The organism is Amycolatopsis vastitatis (assembly GCF_002234595.1).
Classification (GTDB): domain Bacteria; phylum Actinomycetota; class Actinomycetes; order Mycobacteriales; family Pseudonocardiaceae; genus Amycolatopsis; species Amycolatopsis vastitatis.
On the sequence record NZ_NMUL01000008.1, the window covers coordinates 178,511 to 202,653 of the forward strand.

Genomic DNA, 24,143 nt, shown 5'->3' on the forward strand with positions numbered 1-24,143 from the left:
GGGGCGGTGTCCCAGGCGCCGCCCCGCCCTTCCCCGGAAGGACCTCGATGTCCAGGTGGCGGATCGGCCTCCCGGCGGGCGCGCTCGCGGTCGTCGTGCTCACGTGGTTTTCGGCGGGCCCCGCGCCCGTGGCGAACACCGCGAACGGCAACGGCATCAAGCAGTTCGGCATCGCCGACGTGCCCGGCCGACCCACCGCACTGTTCCCCGGCGCGACCGGGAACCGGTGGATCCGGCTGGCCAACGCGGAGAACTTCCCCATCCTCGTCCAGACCGTGACGGCGGCGGTCGGCAAACCGGCCGACAGCCGCGGCCGGCCGGTGCCGGCCTGCCCGGCGTCGTCGGTGCGGGTCGACGCGCTCACCACGCCGGTCACCGTGCCCGGCAGCGGGACCGCGGACGTCGCGCTCACCACGCACATGCTGCCCGGCACCCCCGACGCGTGCCGGTCGCTCACCTTTCCCCTGACCTACACAGGAACGGCGGTCAAGCCATGAAGAACCCGACCCTGCGCCGCGTGCTCGTGGTCACCACGGTGGTCGGCGCGACGCTGGGCGGCGGGATCGCCGTCGCGGCGTGGACGAGCTCCGGCGCGGGCACGGCCGGCGCGAAGGCCGGCACGGCCGCGGCACCGGCCACCGGCACGGTGGACGCCTCGGCGCTCACCACCGGCCTGCTCTACCCCGGTATCAAGGGCACGGCCCTGATCAAGATCACGAACCCCAACCCGTACCCGGTCACCGTCACCGACATCAGCGCCAACGGAACGGCGACGGCCACCGGCACCTGTCCGGGCAACAGCGTGAGCTGGCTCGCGCAGCAGCCCGGCACCTCCATCGCCGCCGGGGCCACCGCGCAGCTCACGCTGGCGAACGCGGTCCAGATGCTCTCGACCGCCGCGGACGCGTGCCAGGGCGCGGTGTTCACCATCCCGGTCACGGTGACGGTGAGCTCGTGAGCGCGGCTCGCGTGGCGTTCGCGGGGATGCTGGTGGCCGCCGCCTGGACCACGGCGATCACCGGCATCAGCCTGGTCGGCGCGGCGAAGGCGGAGGCGGCCTGGCTGAAGACCGGCCCGGGCACCGCCTATGCCCGGGCGCTCGCGCTGGCCGCGCCGGAGTCCTTCTCGGTGACCACCGTGAAGTGCAACGGCAGCAACCAGCAGGTCTCGATGACGTGGAGTGCGGTAGCGAATGCCGTGAACTACGAGCTCTACGCGACCGCCCCCAACGGCACGAACGGCCAACTGCTCACCACCACCGCCACGACCACGCTGGCCAACTACACCCTCCCCTACAAGCCCGCGGTGATCACCGTGCGCGGCCTCAACAACAACTGGCGCGGGCCGACTTCGGCTCCGGCAACCGGTTGCCCCTGACCCGGCTCAACCCGACAACCCGAAGGAAATCCCATGCTGGAAAAACTGCGTGCCGCCCGTGGTCACGAGGACGGCTTCACCCTCATCGAACTGCTCATCGTCGTGGTGATCCTCGGCGTGCTCGCCGCGGTCGCCGTGTTCGGCGTCCAGGCGTTCAACAACGAAGGCAAGGCCGCCGCCTGCGAGACCGACTGGAAGAGCGTCGAGACCGCCAATGAGGCCAGCTACGCCAAGACCGGCGCCTACGCCGCGAGCCCGGCGGCCCTCAAGACCGCCGGCTACCTGAAGGACGAGCCGTCGACCACGAACGGCTACACCATCTCCATCGACGCGGCCGGTGTCGTCAAGGCAGCCGGTGCCTGCACCCACTGATGCCGCGCACCGCGGGGTGGGGTGACCCACCCCGCGGCTCATCCGTCCGATGAGGACACCTCGCCCCGGAGGAGACCCATGCCCACCCTGACCGGCAGCCGCGTCGACGGCCTGCTCGAAGCGCTCTGGCAGGCGCGTGGCACCGACCTGCTGCTCACCGCCGGGCTGCCGCCGCAGCTGCGCGTGCACGGCGACCTCGCCGCGGTCCCCGGCCACCCGGCCCTCACCGGCGAAGACACCGGTGCCCTGCTCGCCGAGCTGCTCACCGGCGACCAGGCCCGTGCCTGGCACGCCGCCCACGAGTTCGACTTCTCCTTCAGCTGGCGCGATCAGGCGCGCGTCCGCGGCAACGCCTTCACCCAGCGCGGGGAAACCGTCGTCGCGCTGCGGATGATCCCGCGGCGGATCCCCGGTATGGAGGACCTCGGCCTGCCGCCGGTCCTCGCCGACTTCGCCCGGCGGCACCAGGGTCTCGTGCTGGTCACCGGGCCGACCGGTTCCGGCAAGTCCACCACGCTCGCCGCCGTCATCGACCGGATCAACCGCGACCGCGCCTGCCACATCCTCACCGTCGAGGACCCGATCGAGTACGTCCACGACCACCGGCGCTCCGCGGTCAACCAGCGCGAGGTCGGCACCGACACCGAATCCTTCCCCGCCGCCCTGCGCAGCGCGCTGCGGGAGGACCCCGACGTCCTGATGGTCGGCGAGATGCGCGACCTCGAGTCGATCCGGTTCGCCCTGACCATCGCCGAAACCGGGCACCTGGTCTTCGCCACCCTGCACACCAACGACACCGCGCAGTCCCTCGCGCGGATGATCGACGTCTTCCCGGCGGGGCAGCAGGAGCAGGTGCGGGTGCAGCTCGCCGCCGCCCTCACCGGGATCGTCTACCAGCGGCTCCTGCCGCGGGTCGGCGGCGGGCTCGTCGCCGCCTTCGAGGTCCTGGTGGCCAACACCGCGGTGCGCAACCTCATCAAGGAGGGCAAGCCGCACCAGCTGCGCAACGCGCTGGTGACCGGCCACCGCGAGGGCATGGTGACGCTGGAGCAGTCCCTGTCCGCGCTGGTCGCCGCCGGGCTGGTCTCCCCCGCCGACGCCGCCGCCCGCAGCCTCCACCCGCAGGACATCGACCCGCGTCCCCGGCCGCGGAGCGTGCCGGCATGAGACTCCGCACCCAGCCCCGCGCCGTCGACCTCCGCACGGTGACCCCGGACCGCGCCGCGGCCGAGCTGCTCGGCGAGGCGCAGGCCCGCGAGCTCTGCGCGATCCCCCTGGCCGTCCGGGAAGACTCCGTCCTGGTCGCGGTCGCCGACCCGGGCACCGCGCCCGCGCTGCAGGCGGCGCTCGGCCGCCCGGTGACCGTCGCCGTCGCCGACCGCGCGGACATCCTGGCCACCATCGGCCGCACCTACCGGGCGCTCACCGGCGTCGACCAGCAGGTCAAGGCGTTCGAGGCGCGCGACGCCGTCCGGCGGGAGACCGCCCGCGCCGGTACTCCGGCGACCGCGAACGACGACGCGCCGGTCGTGCACGTCGTCGCGCTGATGATCAAGCAGGCCCTGCGGGACCGGGCCTCGGACATCCACGTCGAGCCGCAGGCCGACCGGGTCCGCGTCCGCTACCGCATCGACGGCGTGCTCCACGACGTCCTGGACCTGCCCGGCTCGATGGGGCCCGCGGTGACCAGCCGGATCAAGATCCTCGCCGGGATGAACATCGTCGAGCGCCGCCGTCCGCAGGACGGCCAGATCAGCATGGACGTCGAAGACCGGCCGGTGGACATCCGGGTGGCGACCACGCCCGTCGTGGGCGGCGAGAAGGTCGTGCTGCGGCTGCTGGACAAGAGCCGCCCGCTGTTCCGGCTGCCGCAGCTGGGCATGCCCGAAGAGATGGCCGCGCGCTACACGACGGTGCTGCAGTCGCCCTACGGCATGGTGATCTGCGCCGGGCCCACCGGCAGCGGCAAGACCACGACGCTCTACGGCTCGCTGGGCGAGCTGGACAGCAGCGAACGCAACATCATGACCATCGAAGACCCGGTCGAGTACACGATGTCCTCGATCAACCAGATCCAGATCAACGAGCAGGCCGGCGTCACCTTCGCCGACGGCCTCAAGTCGATCCTGCGGCAGGACCCCGACGTCATCCTCGTCGGCGAGGTCCGTGACGTCGACACCGCGCGCATCGCCGTGCAGTCCGCGCTCACCGGGCACTTCGTGCTCTCGTCGCTGCACGCCACCGACGCCGCGTCGGCGCTGCACCGGCTGCTGGACATGGGGATCGAGAACTTCCTGGTCGCGTCGTCGGTGACCGCGGTGCTGGCCCAGCGGCTCGTCCGGCGGATCTGCCTGCGCTGCCGCGAGTACTACGACCCGTCCGCCGAAGAACTGTCCTTTCTGGACTCTCTCGGCGCGGACGGGCCCGACGGCGGGTTCGTCCGCGGCGCGGGCTGCAACTTCTGCACCCAGACGGGGTTCCTCGACCGCACCGGCGTCTACGAGCTGATGCCGGTCAGCGAAGGGATCCGCACGCTGGTGCTGGAGAGCGCGCCGCACCGCGAGGTCCACGAGCTGGCCCGCAAGGAGGGCTTGCGGACGCTGCAGGACGAGGCCCTGCGGCTGGTCGCCGAGGGCGTCACCACCCCGGCCGAAGTGCTGCGGTCGATCTACCTCACCGGAGGGGCCCGATGAACCGGTACGCCTACGTCGCCACCGGCCCGGACGGCCGGCGGACCAGCGGGGTCCAGAAAGCCGCCGACGCCGACTCCGCCGTCCTCACGCTGTACGAACGCGAACTGCGGGACATCGAGATCAGCGAGAAGAAGAGCGTGCTGCGCCTCGAGCTGACCGCGCCCCGGGTCAAGCGCGAGGTCGTCATGCACCTCTCCCGCCAGCTCGGCGCGTTCGTCAGGGCCGGGGTGCCGCTCATCGACGCCGTCCGCATCCTCGGCGACGAGACGTCGAACTCCTCGGTGACGCGGATGCTGCGGTCGGTGGAACAGGGCTTGCGCGGCGGCGACCGGCTGTCCGACTGCGTCGACCGGCACCCGAAGATCTTCCCCGAGTTCTACCGCGAGATCCTGCGTTCGGCCGAGCTGACCGGGCAACTCGACGTCGTCCTCGACCGGCTCGCCGGCTACCTGGAGCGCGACCTCGAAGCCCGCCGCCGGGTCAAGGCCGCGCTGATCTACCCGGCGATGATCGCGCTGATGTCGGTGGTCACCGTGGTCGTGCTCGCCACCTTCGTGCTGCCGCGGTTCCGGACGTTCTTCGCCAGCCTCGACGCGAAGCTGCCGCTGCCGACGCGGATGCTGCTGGGCTTCACCGACTTCCTCGGCCAGTGGTGGTGGGCACTCCTGGCGGGGCTCGCGGCCGGCATCGCGCTCTACGCCGTCGCCGTCCGGACGCCCGGCGGCCGGTACGCCCGTGACAGCGTGCTGCTCACCATCCCGGCGGTCGGCCCGGCCGTGCGGCACGCGCTCGTCGAGCGGTTCTGCCGGATCCTGGCGTCGATGGTGGGCGCCGGCGTCCCATTGCCCGAGGCCCTGCGGGTCGCGACGGACTCCCTGCGCAACCGCGTGTTCATGCGCGCGCTGGCCCGGGTCGCGCACGCCGTGCTCGAAGGCGAGGGCCTGGCCCGCCCGCTCACCGGCTCCGGGCTGTTCCCGGTGACGGCCGCGCAGATGATCCGCGTCGGTGAGGACACCGGCACCCTCGACACCCAGCTCGAGGTCACCGCCCAGTACTACGAAGGCGAGCTGGACTACCGGCTCAAGAAGCTCACCGCGCTGTTCGAACCGGTCGTCATCGTGGTGATGGGGCTGGTCGTCGGGTTCGTCGCGGTCGCGCTGGTGTCGGCGATGTACGGCATCTTCGACCAGGTGCACGTCTGATGCGCGCCGGCGACCGGGGCGAAAGCCTCCTCGAACTGCTGGTCGCGGTCGCGATCCTGGGCGTCGCGGTCGCCGCGATCGTCGGTGGCATCGGGGTTTCGGTGCTGATGTCCGACATCCACCGCAAGCAGGCGACCGCGGGCGCGGGCGTGCGCGACTTCGGCGAGGCGATCGAGAACCAGGTCATGGCGGGCGGGTACTTCGCGTGCGCGGCGCCCGCGAAGTACGCGGCTCCGGCCGGGTTCACCGCGCCGGCGGGGTTCACCAGCTCGGTGGCTTCGGTGAAGTACTGGACCGGCTCCGCGTGGGCCGCGACCTGCGGCACCGACAGCGGGTTGCAGCAGCTGACCCTCCAGGTCGCCAGCGGGGACGGACGCGCGAACGAGAAGCTGGTCGTCGTCGTGCGCAAGCGCTGCGGGCTCGGGGAGGCCCCGTGCTGAGCCGCCGGTCCGACGCCGGGTTCACTGTCGTCGAGCTGCTGGTCGTCATCGTCATCCTCGGCGTGATCGCGGTGCCGATCGCCAACGTCGTGATCGGCGCGATCAGGAACACCGACACCACCTCCGCGCGGCTCGCCGTCTCGCACGACGCCCAGCAGAGCGCGGCCTTCTTCGCCCAGGACGTCGCCGCCGTCGGCCTGCGGGACTACTCGGGGCAGATCGCGAACGGCGCCGTGCCGTACTCGCCGTCGATCCAGCTCGGAGCGGCTTACGACGCCGGCGGTCAGGTCTGCGGCACGGCGGCAACACCGGTTTCGCTCGTGCGGCTGCTGTCCGACGACTGGGACACCACGACCCCGGCCGCGACCCGGCGCACCGCGATCGTCGCCTACTACCTGGCCGGGACCGAACTGCACCGCCTGCGCTGCCTGGGCTCCGCGACCCCGGTGTCCGACGCGGCCGTCGCGCACCACGTCCAGCCCGGTACTCCGGCGGTGACCTGCTCCAGCACGTGCACCGGCGCCGCCGTGCCGCTGTGGGTGAAGCTCACCTTCACCGCCGTCGCGCGCAACGCCGACCCCTACCCCATCACCCTGTTCGGGCAACGGAGGCAGACATGAAGCGCCGGTGGAAAGGCGACGACTCCGGGGCCGCGCTGCCGCTGGTGCTCATCCTGGTCACGGTGATCGCGGTGGTGACCGGCGCGCTGCTGTCCTTCGCCGACACCAGCGTCCGGACCACCGTGAACCTCCGCGACCAGGCCGCCTCGGCCTACACGGCCGACGGCGCGTTGCAGGCGGCGGTCAACCAGATCCGCACCAGCACCTTCACCGGGGCCGCGGGACAGCACTGCTTCGGCGCGTCCGACACGCTGAACCTGCCGGACTCCGGGGGCGGCGCGGCGGCCGTGTCGTGCACCGCCGACCCGGCGAAGGTACTGATCCAGTGCCCGTCGCTGAGCGTGTGCAACCGCCCGGGCAGCGCCATCCTCACCCTCGGCACCGGGGGCGAGGACGGGCTCAACATCCAGCAGCCGACCGGCTCGTCGTTCAAGGTCCACGGCGTCGTCTACTCGAACTCGAACATCAACGTCGTCAACGGCTCGCTCGACACCAACACCGCCGTGTACGCGCGCGGCGCCTGCTCGGGGACGATCCGCAGCACGCCCGCGGCGTCCTGCGGCTACGGCGGGTCGAGCCTCGGCGCCGACCCCGGGTACGCGCCGGCGCTGACGTCGGTGCCGCCGCGCCAGAACCTGCCCGCCTGTACCAAGTCCGGTTCGCTGGTCACCTTCCAGCCCGGGTACTACGACGACGCGGCCGGGCTGTCGGCGATGATGTCGAGCAGCAGCAAGTGCAAGGACAGCACGTTCTGGTTCACGCCCGGCGCGTACTACTTCGACTTCCACAACAGCGCCGCGGCCCGGCCGCCGTCGCTGCCCGGAGGCGACGACGTGTGGACGGTCGACAACGGGTTCCTGGTCGCGGGCACGCCGGTGGACGGAAGCGGGCGGACCATCGCCAAGCCGGCGGTCCCGGCGAACATCCCCGGGGCGTGCGACAACCCGATCGACGACGCGAAGGCGGTCGGCGTCCAGTTCGTCTTCGGCGGCGACAGCCGGCTGGCGGTGAAGGCCGGGCAGGTGGAGATCTGCGGCACCTACAGCGCGGACCACCCGCCGGTCGCCGTCCACGGCCTGACCTCGGGCACGGAGTCGCCGGTGACCGCGGCGCTCACCCCGTCCGGCACGCCGACCGGCACCTTCACCACTGCCCCGGCGGGCAGCCTGTCCACTGTGGACGGCAATCTCGCCACCTGGACCGCGAACGGCAACGGCAACCAGAGCGCCACCGTGACCGCGACCGGGTACGCCCCGGCCACGGCGATCCCGGCGGGGTCCCTCCTCACGTCGGCGCGAGTCCGCGTGGTGCACGGCAACGACAACGGGTCGAGCCAGGACAACCTCTCCGTCCAGCTCGGCACCGACAAGTTCACCGTGCCCGCCTACCCGGACAAGGTGCTGCACACCGACCTCGTCGACGTCAGCACGCCGGCCCTCGCGCAGCAGGTGTACGACGGCACGTTCACCGGTGCCCAGCTGAGCTACACGGCGGCGCTGAAGCACAAGGGCACCGAACAGGTCGACGCGCTGCGGCTGGAACTCGGCTACACCCCGCCCGCGCTGCGCGCCGAAAGCGGGTGCACGCAGCTGCCGTACACGACCAGCGCGGCGTGCGCGCTGCTGACGTCGGTGAACAACTCCGGCAACCGGTTCTACGTGCAGGGGACGACGTACGCGCCGAAGGCCGCCCTGGACATCACGCTGAACAACGCCACCGAGCCGATCTTCCGCTTCGGCGTGATCGCCCGCTCGTTGTGGGTGAAGGAAACCGGGAGCGTGACGTTCACCGGCGCGGTGATCGAGGTCCCGGACGACTCCCCCGGCTTCGTCTTCGGGGTCTACCTGTCCGCGTACGTCTGCCCCGGCGCGGGGCCGTGCGCACTGGTCGGCACCCCGGCGGCCAGGGCCCGGGTGGCCTATGTGGACGGTGATCCGACGAACCCGGTCGCCGGGGCGAGACAGGTGTCGGTCCTCAGCTGGTCCGGGAACCGCTGACGGTCAGGCCAGGCCGGCCAGCCGCTGGTAGGCCTGGCTCAGCGGCCCGGCCGCGAAGATCGCCACCAGCGCCCCGGCGATCATGAACGGCCCGAACGGCAACGCCGTCTTGCGGCCGCCCTTGCCCGTCGCCAGCACCACGACACCGGCCACCGCGCCGAGCAGGAAGCCGCCGAACGCGCCGATGAGCAGCGCCGGCCAGGAGACGTAGGCCAGGACGCCGCCCAGGATGCCCGCGAGCCGGACGTCACCGAAGCCCATGCCCGCCGGGTACGCCAGCGCGAGGACGAGGTAGAAGCCGAACAGCGCGACGCCACCGATCCCCGCGCGGGCCAGTGACCACCAGTCGTCGCGCCACCAGGCCGACACCGTCAGCAGGACCGCGAGCACGGGGTAGGACGGCAGCACGATCGCGTTCGGCAGACGGCGGCAGTCGAGGTCGATCAGGGCGAGCGCGATCCCGATCGCGCCGAAGTACAGGAACGCGGGCAGGTCCGACGGGCCGAACCGCAGCGCCAGCAGCGCGAACAGCACGCCGGTGCCCAGCTCGACCAGGGGGTAGCGGACGCTGATCCGCCCGCCGCAGCCCGCGCACCGGCCGCGCAGGACCAGCCAGCCGAAGACGGGGACGTTGTGCCGGGCGCGGATCTCCTGCCCGCAGTCCGGGCAGCGCGACGGCGGCCGGACCACCGACTCGCCCCGCGGCACCCGGTGGATCACGACGTTCAGGAACGACCCGACGAGCAGGCCGAGCACCCCCGCCACCACGACCGGCACCGCCATCGGGCCCCTCCTCCGACCGCGGACACGAACCCCGCAGATCTTGCCCGACGCAGCCCCGGCCCGCGACCGGGCCACCACCCCCGTGATCGGAGGGGCATCACCCGTGATTGAGCAGGCATCACGTGTGATTGGCGGGGCATCACGGTGATGCCCCTCTGATCACGAGTGATGCCTCTCCCATCACGGGTGATGCCCCTCCGGACACGCGAGATGCCCCTGGGGACACCGGGCGGGCCTAGAGTGCTGGGGATGAGCGCTGGAACTCCGCCGCCGATCGTCACCGGGGTGGACGGGTCGGCCGAGTCGCTCGACGCCGTCCGGTGGGCCGCGCGGACCGCCCGCCTGCGGAACGCGCCGCTGGAGATCGTCCACGCCCTCGACGTCTCCGCGCTGCTCGCGGGCGGGGTCGTGCCGCCGCCGGACGAGATGGTGGACGCCCTGCGAGCCCGGGGGCGGCGCGCGCTGAGGACCGCGCAGGAGCTCGCCGCCGCACAAGGCGTTCCCAGCGCCGTCACCCGGCTCGATCCCGACCGCGCCGCCCAGTCGCTGGTCGAAGCGTCGAGGACGGCCGCGCTGCTCGTCGTCGGGTCGACCGGGCACGGCAGGCTGACCAGCCTGCTCGCCGGCTCGGTCGCGGCCGCCGTGGGTACCCACGCCCACTGCGACACCGTCGTCGTCCGCGGGGACAGCTGGGACGAACCGGCCGCGGCCGGCCGTCCGGTCGTCACCGGCATCGACGGCAGCGAGGCCGGCGCCCGGGTCCTGGCGGCGGCCCTCGCCGAAGCGCGCACCCGCCGGGCGCCGCTGGTCGTCCTGCACGCCTGGGCGGACACCCCGCCGCCGCACCCGGACCCGCGGTGCGTCACCGAAGCCGGGCAGCGGCTGCTCGGCGAGCGCGTCCTCGCCCACGACACCGGCGACGTCGAAGTCGAGCGGGTCGTGGTCCACGCCCACCCGCGGCGGGAGCTGGTCGAGCGCAGCGGCACCGCCCAGCTCGTCGTCGTCGGCGACCGCGGCCGCGGCGGTTTCCCCGGCCTGCTGCTCGGCTCGACCGGCCACGCCCTCCTGCACCACGCCGCCTGCCCGGTCCTGCTGGTGCGCACGACCGCCTGAAGGGAAGCGGAACGGAAGCGGCACCGGGCAGGATGGCGGGCGAAAGCGAGTGGGAGGAAAACCATGAAGACTGCGGTACAGGCCGGGCTGGTCGCGCTGCTGGCCGGCGCGACGGTGCTGGTGGCCCCGGCGCAGGCGGCCACGACCGTCCAGCGGACGGCCGTCTGCCAGAACGGCGACTTCCAGGGCAGTTTCACCCTCCGGTACGAGATTTCCGGTGGCTACTACCACCTGATCGGCGGGACGACCACGTCGGGGCCGTACATCGGGGACTCCGCGGGCACCGTCGCCCTGCGGATCTCCTACCGCAGCGGGACGACGGTGCGCACGGTCTACACGCGGTCGGTGCCGACGACGACCGGGAGCACCAGCTTCGCCATGCCTTCGGGCACCGATGTGCCGACCAGGTCTTTCGGCACCGCGTCGACGACCTTCGACAACGGCGTGGCTTCCTGCGTCGCCACGGTGCCGCTCACGTAAGGGCGTCGTGAGTGAGTAACAGTGTTAGAACACTGTTACTCACTCACGACCGCCTCGGCGTCCGGCGGGTCGCCCGGCCGCGCCGCAGCACCGGCTACGGCGCGCCGGGCTGCGGCGGGACCGCACTGGGTCCCGCCGGGCCGTGACCCGGGTTCAGCAGCTCGAGTGCTGGATGGTCTTGAAAATGTTGACAGCGCTGAAGAGCCCCGCGTCGTAGGTGAAGTGCTTGCCCCACGGGTAGTGCGGCGGCGGGTTGCCGTCGTTCATCCGCGGACTGTCGAACGTGCCCGCCGAGAACAGCTGTGTCCCGGCCGTGGTCTTGAAGTCGAAGCTGGAGTGCCAGACGTCGCCGGAGTGCGTGTGGTAGGTCAGCGTCGTCGCGCTCCAGTCACCCGTGCCGTCCGAGCGGATGATGATGGTTCCGTTGTCCTGCTGACAGTCGCCGACGTGCAGCTCGCCCCAGGTCGCGCTCTTCACCTCGAGCGTGGTGGCCTGGGCCGCCGGGGCACCCGCCAGCACCGCCGTGCCCGCCGCCGCGGCGGCGAGAACCGGTGCGAGACCCCGAATCATGCGTTTCATGGACATCCTCCCGAAGAACCGGTGGCCGCGGACCCCTCGGTCCGCGCCGGCCGACCTTCGCAGCGGCCGTCGACAATCCGTCGACAGTTCGTCGACGGAGACTTACCCGGCTGTGGGACGTATCCCGCGCGGCCCGGGCCGCTCCTGTACGCCGGAGCGGGCGGGATACCCGCGCGCGGAGGGGCGGGCATGGGCGGGGTGGAGCTCGGGGTGCTGGGACCGTTCGAAGTGCGGCTCGACGGCGAGCCGCGGGACGTCGGGGGGCCGCGCCTGCGGACCCTGCTGGCGGTGCTGGCGGCGGAGGCGGGGCACGTCGTCAGCGTGCCCGCGCTCGGCCGGGCGCTCTGGGGCGAGCGGCCGCCGGCGCACGCCGGCCGGACCGTGCGGACGTACCTGTCGCGGCTCCGCGGCACGGTCGATCCCGGGCTGATCCTGACCCGGTCGCCGGGGTACGTCCTGCACGTGGCACCGCAGGCCCTCGACGCGACGCGGTTCGAGCGGCTCGCCGCCGAGGGACGCCGGGCGCTCGCCGCCGGGGAGCCCGCGGCGGCCCGTGAGCACCTCACCACCGCACTGGACCTGTGGCGCGGGCGCGCCTACGAGGAGTTCGACGACGTCGAACTCCTGCGGGCCGAAGGGATGCGGCTCGACCGGCTGCGCCACAGCGCCGTCCAGGACCGGATCGACGCCGACCTCGCGACCGGCGAAGACGCCGAGCTGATCGCGGAGCTGGAGGCACTGACCGCGGCGTTCCCCGGGCACGAGCGGCTGTGGGCGCAGCTGATGACGGCGCTGTACCGGGCCGGGCGCCAGGGCGACGCGCTCGAAGCGTTCCACCGGGCCCGGCACGGCCTGATCACCGCGGCCGGGGTCGAGCCGTCACCGCTGCTCGCCCAGGTGCACCGGCAGGTCCTCGCCCACGACGCGGGGCTGCTCGCGACCCACGGCAGGACCGTGGTGACCGTCCCGGACGACGCGCTGGCCGCCGGGGAGCACGCGCTGCTGGAAGACGGCGACCTCCGGACGAGCCGGGAGCACTTCGAAACCGCCTACCTCCGGGCCGAACGGGCCGGGGACGCCGACGCGCTCGCCCGCGCGGTCCTCGGCCTGGGCGGGGTATGGGTGCGCGAGCACCGGACGGCCGCCGCGTCGGCGTCACTGCTGACGCGGCTGCGATACGCGCAGGAGGCCGTGGGCCCCGCCTCGTCGCTCGGTCACCGGCTCCAGGTCCGGCTCGCGGCCGAACTGGACTACGAAGAGGGCACGCACGGCCGGATCCTGGCGATGGCCGAGCGGACGCGGGCGGCGGGCGACCCGGTCGCGCACGCCGAAGCGCTGAGCCTGGCCCACCACTGCCTGCTCGGCCCGGACCACACGCAGCTGCGGCGCGCGCTCGCGACGGAGCTGGTCGGGGTGAGCGGCCGCTCGGGGCGGCGCACCGATCTCGTCATGGGCGTGCTGTGGGACGCCGTCGACCTCTTCCTGGCCGGGGACCCGCACGCCGAACGGCGGCTCGGCGAGCTCCAGGACCTGCTGGCCGAGCGGAAGCACCTGGCGGCCAGGTTCGTGGCCGACGCGCTCGGGGTCATGCTGGCCATCCGCGCCGGCCGGTTCGACGAGGCCGAAGCCGGGGCGCAGGCCTGCGCCGAACTCGGGCAGGCGACCGGGGATTTCGACGCGCTGGGCTGGTACGGCGCGCAGCTGGTGGCGATCCGGTGGTTCCAGGGTCGGCTGGAGGAACTGGTGCCCGTGCTGGACGGGCTGATGCACTCCCCCACGTTGAGCCCGATCGACAACTCCTACTACGCGGCGCTGGCCGTGGCGGCGGCGTCGGTCGGGGACCGCCGCACCGCCGCGGGCGCGCTGGCGAGACTGTGCGGTGAGGATCTGGGGACGCTGCCCCGGTCGAGCACGTGGCTGATTTCGCTGTGCGGCGCGGCGGAAACCGCGTACCTGCTGGACGACCGGGCCACGGCGGCGCGGATCCACGAGCTGCTGGGGCCGTTCGGGCAGCTGCCCGCGATGGCGAGCCTCGGCGTCGCCTGCTTCGGCTCGGTCCACTACCCGCTGGGCACGACGGCGCTGACAGCAGGCGACCCCGGCCGGGCCGTGGCGCACCTGCGGGCCGCCGTCCGGCACAACCTCGCCCTCGGCCACTGGCCGGCGGTGGTGTTCGCCCGCCGCCGCCACGCCGAAGCGCTGTACCGCCGCGGCGGTCCCGGCGACGGCGCGGCCGCGGACCGGGAGCTGGCCGCGGCCGACGAGGAAGCCCGCAGCTTCACCGCGCCGTCGGTCACCGGGCGATGAGGTGCTGCGCCTCTTCCGCCTGGTGGCCGTCCAGCCCGAACAACGGGGCGACCGCGGCGAGGTCCAGCGCGCGCCGCACGACCCGGGACGGCTTGAGCACGAGTTCGACGCCGGCGTCGGCGCACCGGGCCCGCAGCCGGCCGAGGGACGCCACACCCGTCACCCCGCAGAAGCCGACCCCCAGCAGGTCGACGACCAGCCGGTCCGGCGCGGCCGCCACCGCCCGGTCGAGCTCCTCGTCGAGGCGGGGCCGCGTGGCCATGTCGATCTCGCCCGCGATCGTGACCCGCAACGTTCCCGGCCGGGCCTGGACGGTCGTCGCGGTGAGCAGCAAGGCGGACAGGTCGAGGGCGCTCATCGAAAAGCTCCTTCCACAAGGGGTGGCTGCAGGTGATCGATTCCTACCCCGCTCCCGCCGGATCGAAACGGCGTGCACTTCCCATCCCGAGCCTCCGGCTGACAGGCTCGGGCGGCGACGAGAAGGAGCGACGATGCCCGGACTTCTGCTGCGTGACGGCCGCCCCTGGCGAGCCGGCGGCCCGGCCGACCTGCTCATCCGCGACGGCGTGATCGCCCGGCTCGGCCCGGGTCTCGACCCCGGCGACGCCGAGGTGATCGACCTCGGCGGCCGGCTCGTCCTGCCGGGCCTGGTCGAAGCCCACTGCCACCTGGACAAGACGCTCTACGGCTTGCCGTGGCGCCCGCACTCGGCCGGGCCCGCGCTGGCCGACCGGATCGCGGACGAACGCCGGCACCGCACCGAGCTGGGACTGCCCGACCCCGCCGCGGTGACGGCGTTGCTGGAGGCGATGGCCGCCGCGGGCACCACGCACGTCCGCACCCACACGGACGTCTACTCCGGTGTCGGCCTCACCGGCGTCGAGGTGGTGCGCGACGTCGCGGCGCGGCTCGCCGGGCGGATCACCGTCGAGCAGGTCGCCTTCCCGCAGAGCGGCATCCTCGCCAACCCCGGCACGGCCGCCTTGCTGGAGGAGGCCATCGGTCTCGGGGTGAGCGCGGTCGGCGGGATCGACCCGGCCGGGATGGACCGCGACCCGGTCCGCCACCTCGGCATCGTGTTCGGTCTCGCCGAGCGCCACGGCGTCCGGGTCGACCTGCACCTGCACGACCCCGGCTCGCTCGGCGTGTTCGAGCTGGAGCTGATCATCGAGCGGACCCGCGCGGCCGGCCTCGCCGGCCGGGTCACGGTCAGCCACGCGTACGCGCTCGCCCAAGCGGACGCGGCCACCCAGGACCGGCTGGCGGAGGCCCTCGCGGAAGCGGGCATCACGATCACGACGGCGGCGATCTTCGACTTCCCCGTCCCGCCGGTGAAGAAGCTGCGCGAAGCCGGGGTGAACGTCGCCTGCGGGCACGACGACATCCGCGACCTGTGGAGCCCGTACGGCAGCGGCGACCTGCTGGAGCGGGCCATGCACCTGGCCTACCGCAGCACGTTCCGCCGCGACGAGGACATCGAGATCGCGCTGGAAGCGGTCACCTTCGGCGGGGCCGGTGCCCTCGGCCTCGACGGCTACGGCCTCACCGAGGGCGCGCCCGCCGACCTCGTGGTGGTCGACGCGGAGACCCCGGCCCACGCCGTCGTGACGCGGCCGCCGCGCGACCTCGTCCTCAAGGCGGGCCACGTCGTGGCCCGCGCTTTCGGATCCCACAAGGTATAGGTCGTTATACGCCTCAGTAGACGTACGGCCAGCCCGCGCTGTCGTAGCCGATGAGGTTGATGCCGAGCTTGCCCGTCAGCGGCGTCGCGTCCGAGTAGTAGTAGTGGTAGGTCAGCACGTCGGCGTCGGTGTCGTGCAGCACGGCCACGTGGCCGGGGCCGTGGACCGCGCCGTGGCTCGCCAGGATCTGCGTGCCGCCGCCGGCGGTCATCCGGACGCCGTTGCGATCGGTGTACGGGCCGGTGATCGACGTCGAGCGGCCGACCATCACGCGGTAGGTGCTCTTCGTGCCCTGGCAGCACAGGTCCCACGAGACGAACAGGTAGTAGTAGCCGCCGTGCTGGACGATGTACGGCGCTTCTTCGGCCGTGGTGCTGCCCGTGCGCTGGGCGATGCTCCGGAGCGCGGTGTCACTGGTGCTGCGCTTGCCGGTGGCCGGGTCGAGCCGGATCATCTTGATGCCCGTCCACCACGAACCGAAGCTGAGCCACCAGCGGCCGGACGAATCGACGAACAGGTTCGGGTCGATCGCGTTGTAGTCGTTGCTCGTGCTGGTCTGGACGACGATGCCCTGGTTCGTCCAGCTGTCCGGCAGGCCGGTCGTGCTGGTGGCGAGGAAGATCGCCGAGTTGCGGGAGCCCAGTGACGAAGCGGCGTAGTACAGGTAGTACTTGCCGTTGTGGAACGAGATGTCCGGCGCCCACAGGTATTCCGGCTTGGCGGGGTCGGTGAAGGGTGCGGTCCACGGTGCGCCGTTCGGCCAGACCGACCCGATCTTCGTGAAGTGGATCCGGTCGGTCGAGCGGCGGATCTGCAGGTACTGGTCGGTGGAGTAGAGCAGGTAGCTGCCGTCCGCCGCGCGGATCATCGACGGGTCGTGCACCGCCTCGATGTCGCCGGTGACGTAACCGGGATCGGGGTAGGTCGCCGCCTGCGCGGCGGGGGCGCTCAGCAGAGCGGCGGCGACGGCGACGAGAGCCGGAAGGCGGCGCAGGCGCATGCGGTGTCCTAGGGGTCGGCGTTGACTGTTAGCGCTAACAGGGCATGACGGGTGAAATGGTCGGTGTTCACGGGGTCGCCGTCAAGGGCCGGACGGAGGTTTCCCGCCCGGCCCCGGTAACAGGCGTCAGTGCACGGGGTTCCACCCGTCGCTGCCCGCGAGGTACTTCTGCGCGGTGTAGTTCCCGGCCTGCGCGGCGGGCAGCTGCGGCCGGTCGGCGCCGGTCCCCGCGCCCGGGCCGGTGTTGCGGTACTCGGAGAACCGCGCGTCCTTCCACGAGAAGCCCGACATGTCGGTCCACGGCGACTGCTTGATCGCCGCGGGCAGGGACGTCTCGCGGATCAGGACCTGGGCGATGGCGTCCACGTCCCCGCTCGGGTGCCACGGACGGCCGAGGTAGAAGCTCGCGTTGGCGGCCGAGCTGAGCACCTTGCTGCCGACGATCAGGAAGCCGTACGGGTTCGACCGCCGGGTGCTGGCCGCGGTCAGGAAACCGTTGTTGCTGCTGGAACCGCGGTCGAGCGCGGTGATCGCCGCCCGGTCGAACACCGCGGTGGCGCGGCCGAAGATGAAGTCGACGTCGCCGCTGATCGAGCAGTTGCGGTAGTACTGGCGCCCGACCGTGCCCACCGCCGCGGTGTCGGCGTAGAGCGTGTCCTGGTGCCCGAGGAAGGTGACGTTGTCGAAGACCATCCGGTCGCCGGTGGTCTTGACCGCGACCGCCTGGGTGTCCTTGATCTCCGGGTGGGCGTTGCGGTCGAAGGAGTTGCGGAAGGTCAGCGCGGACGCGGTGAAGCCGTTCGCGGCGATCGTCGCGGTCGCGCTGCCGGACGTGCCGTACGTCGAGCCGTCGGGCTTCTTGGTCCCGCTGGCGTTGTTGTAGTCGATGACGACGTCGGCAGCCTTCCCGGTGGTGCCACGCAGGGTGATCCCCGTCTTGCCCGACGGCACCGAGACGACCTCGTGGTAGGTCCCGGGTTTGACCGAAACCGTGCCGCCCGCCGAGACGGCGTTGATCCCGGCCTGCACGGTGGTGTAGTTGCCGGAGCCGTCCTTGGCCACGACGACGTTCGCCGCCGCGCCGGAGGCCGGCGGCGCGGCCAGTGACGCCCCGGCGAGCACCGACGCTACGAGCAGGGTCTTGAACATGACGCCTCCACGGAGGAACGCGCCGGGGGTACCGGACGGCGGCCGCCACCCCCGGCGCGGGTCGGTTACTTGTAGGTGATGTTCGCCGCGGTGTAGAGGCAGTTCGTCGAGTCCGGGCCGCTGCCGATCTTCGTCGGCTCGCCGCTGGTCACGCCCTTGTACTTCGTGCAGGGCTCGATCTTGCGGCTGGAATCGCCGACGATGGTGATCCTCGTCAGCTTGGCGGTGTCACCGTAGTTGGTGTTGATGCCGACCAGCGCCTTGCCGGGCACGGTGGCGGTGACGTTGTCGACGACGACGTTGCGCTTGTACTGCGTCTTGCAGTTGCCGCAGGAGCGGTACAGCTTGCCGAAGTCGTTGACCTGGAAATTGCGGATGTACATGGTGCCGGGGCCGTTGTGCTGGAAGACCTTGTCCGACGCCTTGCGCGCGCCGCCGCCGTCGATGGTCATCGTCTGCGAGGCGGAGGTGCCCTTGAAGGTCGCGGCGTCCTCGCCGACGTCCTCCCACCAGACGTTGAGCAGCGTGCAGGTGCCGAGGCAGTGCACGCCGTCGGCGGCCGGGCTGCCCAGGACGACGTTCTTGAGGGTGGTGCCGTTGGCGAGCTCGAAGATCGGGCTCTGGTCCTCGCTCTGGCCGCCGGTGCCGAGGTCGCCGGTGCCGTAGAACCGCTTGAGGCCGCCGTCGTAGGTGCCGCTGGTGACCTTGATCGTCTTCGGCACCGGCACGCTGGTGCTCGGGTTCGGCCAGGAGGCGGCCGACGCGGTCGCGCCGGTGCCGACCGCCGCCGAAACCACGAGGGCGGCGACGGCGGTCATCCGGACGACCCGGGATATCACGGGGGAAATCATTGGTCACTCCCTGGTCTTGAGCTTCAATCGGCGCTGATGGGAAACGTCCGACCGGGTTGTGAAAGCGCTTTCTCGTCACCGAGTTTCAGGTTGCGGACAGCGCGTGTCAATGTCGTTCGCCGCAGCGGCACGCATGTCGCCCGGATGGTCGCCGACGGCGGGGGTTTTCAGAAAACCCCGAAACTGTCGAAAGTTCTTGAGTGCGGCGGAGTTCTTGAGTGCGGCGGAGTTTCAGCGCCCCGGCCCGGCCCCGGTGAGCACCAGTGCGGGGACCGCCCACGCGGGGTCGAGGCGTTCGACGAAGGGGGGCGTCCAGCCGACGTCCGACCCGAGATCCGGGTCGTTGGCCGCGTTGTATTCGGCCAGCAGGTCGACCGGGCGCGGCCACTGGTTGCCTTGGGCGACCAGCGTTCCGGTCGCGTGCAGCGCCGTTCCCTTCCAGTAGTGCACCAGCTGCCCCAGCGGCAGCCCGGCCGGGATCCGGAAGAAGTTGTTCTCCGCGTAGATCTTCGACTGCACGCCCACACCGAGGGAATACGTGTAGTCGGCGGGATCCGGGACCAGGTACAGGTTGTCGTAGACGTGCACCTGGCCGTACCGCACCCGCGGCGCGCGCTGACCGATGTCCGAGAACAGGTTGTGGTGCAAGGTGACGCGCAGCTTGCCGACGTCGTAGGTCGGCTTGTCGGTGTTGCCGATCAGCATGGTCTTGTCGTGCTCGCGCAGCCGGTTGTAGGACACCGTGACCAGGTCCGAGCCGTTGACGATGTCCAGCAGCCCGTCGTGGACCTCGTACTTGCGGCCGTAGTAGGACGGCTGCTGGACGTTCCCGCCGTCGCTGAACTCGTTGTGGTCCACCCAGACGTGGGTCGCGCCGACCAGGTCGAGGTTGTCGTACTCGGAGTTCCAGTTGCCGTCGGCGGTGTCGAGCGGGTCCCACTGCGGGAAGCAGTCGTGGGCGTCGGAGAAGTGCAGGTTCTCGAGGATCACGTTGTCGCCGATGACGCGCAGGGTCAGCCCGTGCAGCGTGGCGGGGCCGAGCCCGACGATCGTCGTGTTCGCGCCGACGTCGAGCACGACCTGCTTGGCCTGGTTCGCCTGCGACCGCGCGCGGGCCTCTTCCAGCGGTCCCGACGGCGGCACCTTCCCCCACGTCGCGGGGTCGTAGGCCGCCAAGTATGCCGGGAGGCTGTACGCGGGATCGGCGAAACCCTCGCAGCTCACCGGCCGGTCCTGGTCGTCCACGTTGCCTTCGATCGTGCCGCGGACGTAGATGATCTTGGGTGCACCCGGGTGCGCCGCCAGGGCCGCGGCCAGCTCCGACCGCTTGGTCACCGTGTGGACGTCGCCGGGGGCGGCGGCCGCCCCGCCGGTCGTCCCCGTGGTCGCCGCGGCCCAGCCGTCGTGCGCGCCGAGCACGACCCGGCCGGGGTCGCGGCCGTGCGCCTGGGCCGGTGCCGCGGTGAGCGTCAATCCGAGCAGGGTGAGGCACCCCGCGAAAGCCTTCCAGCGCATGTCGGCTCCTCTAGTCGGTTTCCTGTCTCGTGAGCACACGCGCCGCGTACCGGCCGAGCCGGGCGGCGTCCGGGGCGCCGTCGATGACGACGACGTGGTGGGTCAGGGTCAGTTCCTCGTCCGGTCCGAGCAGCCACGGCCGGTGGTAGGTCGCGGCGAAGCTGACGACCGGGAACGGCTCGGCCCGGACGTACCAGGCCGTCGGGAAGGCCGCGTTCGACGGGCTGTCGGCGAACAGCAGCGTCGAGGTCCGCAGGCTTTCGTCGTGCCGTCCGGTGAAGGCGAGCCACGGCGCGCGGTGCCCCATCGCGTCGGCCGCGGACCGGCCGTCCGGCGTCCGGACCGTGCCGCCGACGAACGAGCGCGGCCCGCGCCAGAACAGCCCGCCGTAGCCCGCGGTGTCGCGGCCTTCGGTGACCGGGCTGCCCCAGCGCAGCTCGCGGCCGCTGGTGTTGCGCAGGCGGCTGGACCAGGTGAGCGTCCAGCGCCCGTCGCCGGCCGAGACGTCGCCGAAGCGCAGCGTGCGGTGCTCGGTGAGCCAGCGCTGCCCGGCCGCGGTGCGCCAGGCCAGCTCGTGCCGCAGTTCGCAGTGGTCCGCGGTGCCGACGATGCTTTCCCAGCGGACGTGGCCGATCGTGCCGTTGTTGTCGAGCGGGGTGTACCCGCGGCCGCGCACGTAGGTGCGGCCGCCCCAGAAGTTTTCGGGTGCGGCAGGTTTCTCGGGTGCGGCGGGGTTCTCGCCGGACAGGTGGGCCATGGTGAACTGCAGGCCGTTGTGCCAGGTGTGGTCGTGCGGCCGGACCGCGGTCACGATCTCGCCCGCGGTGGTGCGCAGCGGGTGCAGGTACGGCTTCGGCGAATCCCCGGCCGGCGTCGGCGGGGCGACGACGTACTCGGCCAGGACGACGTCGCCGAGGCTGACCCGCACCCGGCCGTCGTCGTCCTCGGCCAGCTCGAGCGTCCCGTCCCCGACCGCCGCCCGGCTCACGCCGGTTCCCCGATCTCCCCCAGCAGCTCTTCGACGGACACGGACCGGCCGGTGGCCAGCGAGCGGTTGGCGGCCAGCCCGGTGAGCAGGGCCTGCAGGCCGGCCTCGTGGTCGGCCGCGCAGCCGAGGGGGTCGGGCTCGGCGTCGCCGAGCAGCTCGGCGAGCATCCGCTCGTCCCCGCCGCCGTGCCCCTCCCCGAGGGCCTGGTCGAGCACGACCTCGGGTGGCTCCCAGAGCCGTTGCAGGGTCAGCCGCGCCCGGCCCGGCTCGGGCACCACCCCCGGCGGCAGGTCCGCGACGGACTTGGCCGCGCCGATCGCGTGCTCGTTTTCCCGGACGTCGAGCTCGAGGCGGCCCTCGCTGCCGGCGAACGCGACGCGGTAGCCCTCGCGCGGCGAATAGGCGTGGAGGTGGTAGTTCAGCACCGCTCCGCCGTGGTGGCGCACGAGCACCGACAGTTCGTCTTCGATGGTGACGCCGGGTGCGAACACGTTCTGGTCGCGCAGGTAGCCGTCTTCGGCCTCGGCGTCGCGGTAGAGCGCCCGCAAGCGCGGCGAGCGCTCGAGGTCCAGCGCGAACGGGTCGTCGCCGGCCCCGGTACCCCGCGCGTAGTCCGTGCGCCGTCCGTGGCGGCGGCCGTTCTCGTCGCCGTAGAAGAACAGCCGTCCCAGCGCGAACACCGTCTCCGGTCCGCTGCCGAGCCACCAGTTCACCAGGTCGAAGTGGTGCCCGGACTTGTGCACGAGCAGCCCGCCGGAGCCGGCCTTGTCGCGGTGCCAGCGGCGGAAGTAGTCGGCACCGTGCGCGGTGTCGAGCAGCCAGCTGAACTCGACCGAGCCGATCTCCCCGATCGCGCCGGCGGCGAGGAGCTCGCGCACGCGGCGGTGCACCGGGTTGTACCGGTAGTTGAAGGCGACCCGCACCGATCCCCCGGTCTCGCGGCGGGCGGCGAGGATGCGCCGCGCCCCGTCGACGTCGGTCGTCATCGGCTTTTCCGTGACGACGTCGCAGCCCGCCTCCAGCGCGGCGACGACGTAGTCCGCGTGCGTGTGGTCCGGCGTGCACACCACGACGACGTCGATGCGTTCCTTCGCCAGCATGGCGGCGAAGTCCGCCGGCCGGTAGCCCGGCACGGACGTGCCCAGCCAGTCGTTGTGGACCCGCATGCGGGTCTCGTTGTGGTCGCAGAAGGCCGCGAGCTCCGCCCGCGGCGACGCGGCCAGTGCCCGGGTGAACAGCTGGGCCCGGGAGCCCAGGCCGACGATCGCGTGACGACGCACCGCCATCACCTCTCTCTTTCCAGTGAAGCGGCGCCGGTCCAGGGCAGGGTGAGTTCGGAGAAGAGCGCGAGCCGTTCGGCCGCGGTGTCGACGGCGCGGTCCACGCCCGGCACGACGAAGTGCCGTTCGGGCCCGGTGTCCACGGCCCGGACCCAGGCGGCGGGCAGGGGCAGCGGCTCCGGGGCGTCGCGCACGGCCTCCACCAGGGCGGTGAACGCCCGGGTCGCGGCCAGTGGAGCCAGCAGCGGTTCGCCGTCGCGGATGTGCGCGACGAGGTTCGCCAGCAAGTCCCGAGGCGGGGCGACCGGGAGCTGCCGGTCGTGGATGGTGACCAGGTCCGTCTTGTAGTGCCAGCGGATCCGGCCTTCCGTGCCGTGGACCAGCACGTACGGCTCGTGGTCGGCTTCGGCGGCCAGTGTCGCGGCGACGACGACGTCCGGGGCCCCGGCGAAGCTCAGCCGCGCGCACGCCGTGTCGTCCGACTCGATGTCCCGGGCCCGGTACAGCTCGACGGCGGTCCGTTCCGGCAGGACCTCGGCGGTGCCGTTGACCAGCAGGGCGGTCGCCACGGCGTGGGCGAACGGGTTGGTCAGCGCCCCGTCCACGACCGGCTGCCCGCCGACGCGGCGGCGGCCCGCCCACCCGGTGCGCGCGAAGTACCGGTCTCGGCGGATCCACGCGCCGGCGGCGGCGATCCCGGTGACCGTGCCGATTTCGCCGTTTTCGATCGCCGCCCGCACCACCGGGACGGCGGCCGAGCCGAAGCTCTGGAAGCCGGTCTGGCAGGCGCGGCCGCCGTTCCGAGCGAGTTCCGCCAGTTCGCCGAACGCCGCGAGGTCGAGCACCGGCGGTTTCTCGACGAGCAGGTGGCAGCCCGCGGCGAGCGCCAGTTTCGCCAGGGGCAGGTGCGTGTGCGGCGGGGTCGCCACCACGGCGATGTCCGGGGTCGTGCGGGCCAGCAGTTCCGCCGCGTCCTGGGTGATGACCGCGCCTTCGGGCAGCAAGGCGCGGGCTTCTTCGGAGGGTTCGCGGATGTCGCAGGCGCCGGCCAGAACGATCTCGCCGCGGTCGTGCAGCGCGCGGGCGCGGCGCAGGTGCTGGCCCGCGTAGCCGGCCGTGCCGAAGACGACCACCTCCGGCGTCACCGGCGGCCGCCGGTCGCCACCGCGGCCAGGGCGAGGGGGCCGGCCACCACGAGCGCCAGGATCGGCAGCATCCAGACGAGCAGGGCGGCGACACCGGCGGCGACGGCGAGCAGCAGGCCTTTCCCTGGTGCCGCACCGGTTTCCCGCGCGGCGGTGACGAACGACCGGCGCCAGGCCGAGCCGCCGGTGGCCGCTACTTCGCAGGTCCGCACCGCTACCACCACTCCCGCCACCGCCAGCAGCCACAACGCCGGCCGCAGCACGCCGGCACCCGGCATCGAAGCCACGACCTCCAGGTCCACCGCGAACAGCACCACCGCCGCGAGGCAGCCGAGCCCGAAGGGCACCCCGCCCCGGGCCGCCTCGCGGAAGTCCGCCCAGAACGTCGTCCACAGTGGACTTCCGATGTCGTGCCGGGTCCGGTCGAGGACCCGGCAGCCCGCCACGAACGCCGGGGCCGCGGTCACCACCGGCACCGACGCGAGCGCGACGAGCAACCCCGCCAGCAGGCAGTCCGAAAAGTCGCCGAGCCCGGTTCGCCACTCTGTCGATCGCTTCAGCGTCCGCATC

The 24,143-nt window shown here is 72.5% G+C and carries 25 protein-coding genes; 14 read left to right on the forward strand and 11 right to left on the reverse strand.

What is annotated here, in order from left to right; genetic code table 11:
* Positions 1 to 47: 47 nt before the first annotated feature.
* The 10 genes from CF165_RS10730 to CF165_RS10775 all read left to right on the forward strand — a co-directional run bounded on the left by CF165_RS10730 (position 48) and on the right by CF165_RS10775 (position 8,701).
* Entirely contained in the window at positions 48 to 497 is a 450-nt protein-coding gene (locus tag CF165_RS10730; protein ID WP_093947314.1) for a hypothetical protein, read from the forward strand.
* Complete coding sequence (locus CF165_RS10735) at positions 494 to 958, forward strand: hypothetical protein (protein WP_093947315.1); 465 nt, start codon at positions 494 to 496, stop codon at positions 956 to 958. The genes CF165_RS10730 and CF165_RS10735 overlap by 4 nt, the downstream gene beginning before the upstream one ends.
* On the forward strand, positions 955 to 1,377 hold the full coding sequence (locus tag CF165_RS50080) for a hypothetical protein (protein WP_143268533.1): 423 nt from the start codon (positions 955 to 957) through the stop codon (positions 1,375 to 1,377). The genes CF165_RS10735 and CF165_RS50080 overlap by 4 nt, the downstream gene beginning before the upstream one ends.
* Before the next feature lie 33 nt (positions 1,378 to 1,410).
* Positions 1,411 to 1,749 (forward strand): competence type IV pilus major pilin ComGC, encoded by a 339-nt coding sequence (locus CF165_RS10745; protein ID WP_093947316.1) that lies wholly within the window; start codon positions 1,411 to 1,413, stop codon positions 1,747 to 1,749.
* A gap of 78 nt (positions 1,750 to 1,827) precedes the next feature.
* Positions 1,828 to 2,916 (forward strand): type IV pilus twitching motility protein PilT, encoded by a 1,089-nt coding sequence (locus tag CF165_RS10750; RefSeq protein ID WP_093947317.1) that lies wholly within the window; start codon positions 1,828 to 1,830, stop codon positions 2,914 to 2,916.
* Positions 2,913 to 4,442: a GspE/PulE family protein gene (locus CF165_RS10755; RefSeq protein WP_093947318.1), complete on the forward strand. Its 1,530-nt coding sequence runs from the start codon at positions 2,913 to 2,915 to the stop codon at positions 4,440 to 4,442. The genes CF165_RS10750 and CF165_RS10755 overlap by 4 nt, the downstream gene beginning before the upstream one ends.
* On the forward strand, positions 4,439 to 5,644 hold the full coding sequence (locus tag CF165_RS10760; RefSeq protein WP_093947319.1) for a type II secretion system F family protein: 1,206 nt from the start codon (positions 4,439 to 4,441) through the stop codon (positions 5,642 to 5,644). The genes CF165_RS10755 and CF165_RS10760 overlap by 4 nt, the downstream gene beginning before the upstream one ends.
* A complete protein-coding gene (locus tag CF165_RS10765; RefSeq protein ID WP_093947320.1) occupies positions 5,644 to 6,084 on the forward strand; it encodes a type IV pilus modification PilV family protein in 441 nt (146 codons plus the stop codon). The genes CF165_RS10760 and CF165_RS10765 overlap by 1 nt, the downstream gene beginning before the upstream one ends.
* A complete protein-coding gene (locus CF165_RS10770; protein WP_093947321.1) occupies positions 6,078 to 6,704 on the forward strand; it encodes a prepilin-type N-terminal cleavage/methylation domain-containing protein in 627 nt (208 codons plus the stop codon). The genes CF165_RS10765 and CF165_RS10770 overlap by 7 nt, the downstream gene beginning before the upstream one ends.
* Positions 6,701 to 8,701 (forward strand): hypothetical protein, encoded by a 2,001-nt coding sequence (locus CF165_RS10775; RefSeq protein WP_093947322.1) that lies wholly within the window; start codon positions 6,701 to 6,703, stop codon positions 8,699 to 8,701. The genes CF165_RS10770 and CF165_RS10775 overlap by 4 nt, the downstream gene beginning before the upstream one ends.
* Before the next feature lie 3 nt (positions 8,702 to 8,704).
* Here CF165_RS10775 and CF165_RS10780 read toward each other — a convergent pair whose 3' ends face one another.
* Positions 8,705 to 9,484 carry a prepilin peptidase gene (locus tag CF165_RS10780; RefSeq protein ID WP_093947323.1) on the reverse strand — a complete coding sequence of 260 codons (780 nt, stop codon included), beginning with the start codon at positions 9,482 to 9,484 and terminating at the stop codon, positions 8,705 to 8,707.
* A gap of 249 nt (positions 9,485 to 9,733) precedes the next feature.
* Here CF165_RS10780 and CF165_RS10785 point away from each other — a divergent pair, with 249 nt between their 5' ends.
* Positions 9,734 to 10,597, forward strand: coding sequence for a universal stress protein (locus CF165_RS10785; RefSeq protein ID WP_093947324.1), 864 nt, complete (start codon positions 9,734 to 9,736; stop codon positions 10,595 to 10,597).
* 63 nt (positions 10,598 to 10,660) lie between these two features.
* Entirely contained in the window at positions 10,661 to 11,077 is a 417-nt protein-coding gene (locus tag CF165_RS10790) for a hypothetical protein (protein ID WP_093947325.1), read from the forward strand.
* Positions 11,078 to 11,230: 153 nt separating this feature from the next.
* Here CF165_RS10790 and CF165_RS10795 read toward each other — a convergent pair whose 3' ends face one another.
* The gene (locus tag CF165_RS10795) at positions 11,231 to 11,656 is read right to left on the reverse strand and encodes a DUF6294 family protein (protein ID WP_093947326.1); all 426 of its coding nucleotides are present in this window, start codon (positions 11,654 to 11,656) and stop codon (positions 11,231 to 11,233) included.
* A gap of 189 nt (positions 11,657 to 11,845) precedes the next feature.
* On the opposite strand from CF165_RS10795, the gene CF165_RS10800 reads away from it, so the two are divergent.
* Positions 11,846 to 13,963 carry an AfsR/SARP family transcriptional regulator gene (locus CF165_RS10800; RefSeq protein ID WP_093947327.1) on the forward strand — a complete coding sequence of 706 codons (2,118 nt, stop codon included), beginning with the start codon at positions 11,846 to 11,848 and terminating at the stop codon, positions 13,961 to 13,963.
* On the opposite strand, the gene CF165_RS10805 is transcribed toward CF165_RS10800, so the two are convergent.
* Positions 13,950 to 14,321 carry an STAS domain-containing protein gene (locus CF165_RS10805; protein ID WP_093947328.1) on the reverse strand — a complete coding sequence of 124 codons (372 nt, stop codon included), beginning with the start codon at positions 14,319 to 14,321 and terminating at the stop codon, positions 13,950 to 13,952. The genes CF165_RS10800 and CF165_RS10805 overlap by 14 nt on opposite strands.
* Before the next feature lie 133 nt (positions 14,322 to 14,454).
* Here CF165_RS10805 and CF165_RS10810 point away from each other — a divergent pair, with 133 nt between their 5' ends.
* Positions 14,455 to 15,645: an amidohydrolase gene (locus CF165_RS10810; RefSeq protein WP_093947329.1), complete on the forward strand. Its 1,191-nt coding sequence runs from the start codon at positions 14,455 to 14,457 to the stop codon at positions 15,643 to 15,645.
* 13 nt (positions 15,646 to 15,658) lie between these two features.
* On the opposite strand, the gene CF165_RS10815 is transcribed toward CF165_RS10810, so the two are convergent.
* The 8 genes from CF165_RS10815 to CF165_RS10850 form a co-directional block, all read right to left on the reverse strand.
* A complete protein-coding gene (locus tag CF165_RS10815) occupies positions 15,659 to 16,645 on the reverse strand; it encodes an arabinan endo-1,5-alpha-L-arabinosidase (RefSeq protein ID WP_093947330.1) in 987 nt (328 codons plus the stop codon).
* 126 nt (positions 16,646 to 16,771) lie between these two features.
* The gene (locus tag CF165_RS10820) at positions 16,772 to 17,794 is read right to left on the reverse strand and encodes a pectinesterase family protein (protein ID WP_093947331.1); all 1,023 of its coding nucleotides are present in this window, start codon (positions 17,792 to 17,794) and stop codon (positions 16,772 to 16,774) included.
* A 65-nt stretch (positions 17,795 to 17,859) separates the two neighbouring features.
* On the reverse strand, positions 17,860 to 18,630 hold the full coding sequence (locus CF165_RS10825) for a pectate lyase (RefSeq protein ID WP_093947370.1): 771 nt from the start codon (positions 18,628 to 18,630) through the stop codon (positions 17,860 to 17,862).
* A 246-nt stretch (positions 18,631 to 18,876) separates the two neighbouring features.
* Positions 18,877 to 20,160 carry a pectate lyase family protein gene (locus CF165_RS10830; RefSeq protein WP_093947332.1) on the reverse strand — a complete coding sequence of 428 codons (1,284 nt, stop codon included), beginning with the start codon at positions 20,158 to 20,160 and terminating at the stop codon, positions 18,877 to 18,879.
* A gap of 10 nt (positions 20,161 to 20,170) precedes the next feature.
* Positions 20,171 to 21,148: a DUF6807 domain-containing protein gene (locus CF165_RS10835; RefSeq protein ID WP_093947333.1), complete on the reverse strand. Its 978-nt coding sequence runs from the start codon at positions 21,146 to 21,148 to the stop codon at positions 20,171 to 20,173.
* Positions 21,145 to 22,434: a Gfo/Idh/MocA family oxidoreductase gene (locus CF165_RS10840; RefSeq protein ID WP_167441410.1), complete on the reverse strand. Its 1,290-nt coding sequence runs from the start codon at positions 22,432 to 22,434 to the stop codon at positions 21,145 to 21,147. Before CF165_RS10840 ends, CF165_RS10835 begins: the two co-directional genes overlap by 4 nt.
* A complete protein-coding gene (locus tag CF165_RS10845; RefSeq protein ID WP_093947335.1) occupies positions 22,434 to 23,573 on the reverse strand; it encodes a Gfo/Idh/MocA family protein in 1,140 nt (379 codons plus the stop codon). Before CF165_RS10845 ends, CF165_RS10840 begins: the two co-directional genes overlap by 1 nt.
* Positions 23,570 to 24,142 carry a DUF624 domain-containing protein gene (locus tag CF165_RS10850; RefSeq protein WP_093947336.1) on the reverse strand — a complete coding sequence of 191 codons (573 nt, stop codon included), beginning with the start codon at positions 24,140 to 24,142 and terminating at the stop codon, positions 23,570 to 23,572. Before CF165_RS10850 ends, CF165_RS10845 begins: the two co-directional genes overlap by 4 nt.
* Between the last annotated feature and the right edge of the window lies 1 nt (position 24,143).

Bases quoted from the DNA above. Each gene is read 5' to 3' on its own strand.
- CF165_RS10785 (WP_093947324.1), top strand. From the start codon at position 9,734: ATGAGCGCTGGAACTCCGCCGCCGATCGTCACCGGGGTGGACGGGTCG.
- CF165_RS10830 (WP_093947332.1), bottom strand. From the start codon at position 20,160: ATGCGCTGGAAGGCTTTCGCGGGGTGCCTCACCCTGCTCGGATTGACG.
- CF165_RS10780 (WP_093947323.1), bottom strand. From the start codon at position 9,484: ATGGCGGTGCCGGTCGTGGTGGCGGGGGTGCTCGGCCTGCTCGTCGGG.
- CF165_RS10820 (WP_093947331.1), bottom strand. From the start codon at position 17,794: ATGTTCAAGACCCTGCTCGTAGCGTCGGTGCTCGCCGGGGCGTCACTG.
- CF165_RS10765 (WP_093947320.1), top strand. From the start codon at position 5,644: ATGCGCGCCGGCGACCGGGGCGAAAGCCTCCTCGAACTGCTGGTCGCG.
- CF165_RS10730 (WP_093947314.1), top strand. From the start codon at position 48: ATGTCCAGGTGGCGGATCGGCCTCCCGGCGGGCGCGCTCGCGGTCGTC.
- CF165_RS10840 (WP_167441410.1), bottom strand. From the start codon at position 22,434: ATGGCGGTGCGTCGTCACGCGATCGTCGGCCTGGGCTCCCGGGCCCAG.
- CF165_RS10750 (WP_093947317.1), top strand. From the start codon at position 1,828: ATGCCCACCCTGACCGGCAGCCGCGTCGACGGCCTGCTCGAAGCGCTC.
- CF165_RS10815 (WP_093947330.1), bottom strand. From the start codon at position 16,645: ATGCGCCTGCGCCGCCTTCCGGCTCTCGTCGCCGTCGCCGCCGCTCTG.
- CF165_RS10760 (WP_093947319.1), top strand. From the start codon at position 4,439: ATGAACCGGTACGCCTACGTCGCCACCGGCCCGGACGGCCGGCGGACC.
- CF165_RS10805 (WP_093947328.1), bottom strand. From the start codon at position 14,321: ATGAGCGCCCTCGACCTGTCCGCCTTGCTGCTCACCGCGACGACCGTC.
- CF165_RS10795 (WP_093947326.1), bottom strand. From the start codon at position 11,656: ATGAAACGCATGATTCGGGGTCTCGCACCGGTTCTCGCCGCCGCGGCG.
- CF165_RS10775 (WP_093947322.1), top strand. From the start codon at position 6,701: ATGAAGCGCCGGTGGAAAGGCGACGACTCCGGGGCCGCGCTGCCGCTG.
- CF165_RS10850 (WP_093947336.1), bottom strand. From the start codon at position 24,142: ATGCGGACGCTGAAGCGATCGACAGAGTGGCGAACCGGGCTCGGCGAC.
- CF165_RS10755 (WP_093947318.1), top strand. From the start codon at position 2,913: ATGAGACTCCGCACCCAGCCCCGCGCCGTCGACCTCCGCACGGTGACC.
- CF165_RS10810 (WP_093947329.1), top strand. From the start codon at position 14,455: ATGCCCGGACTTCTGCTGCGTGACGGCCGCCCCTGGCGAGCCGGCGGC.
- CF165_RS10735 (WP_093947315.1), top strand. From the start codon at position 494: ATGAAGAACCCGACCCTGCGCCGCGTGCTCGTGGTCACCACGGTGGTC.
- CF165_RS10790 (WP_093947325.1), top strand. From the start codon at position 10,661: ATGAAGACTGCGGTACAGGCCGGGCTGGTCGCGCTGCTGGCCGGCGCG.
- CF165_RS10800 (WP_093947327.1), top strand. From the start codon at position 11,846: ATGGGCGGGGTGGAGCTCGGGGTGCTGGGACCGTTCGAAGTGCGGCTC.
- CF165_RS10745 (WP_093947316.1), top strand. From the start codon at position 1,411: ATGCTGGAAAAACTGCGTGCCGCCCGTGGTCACGAGGACGGCTTCACC.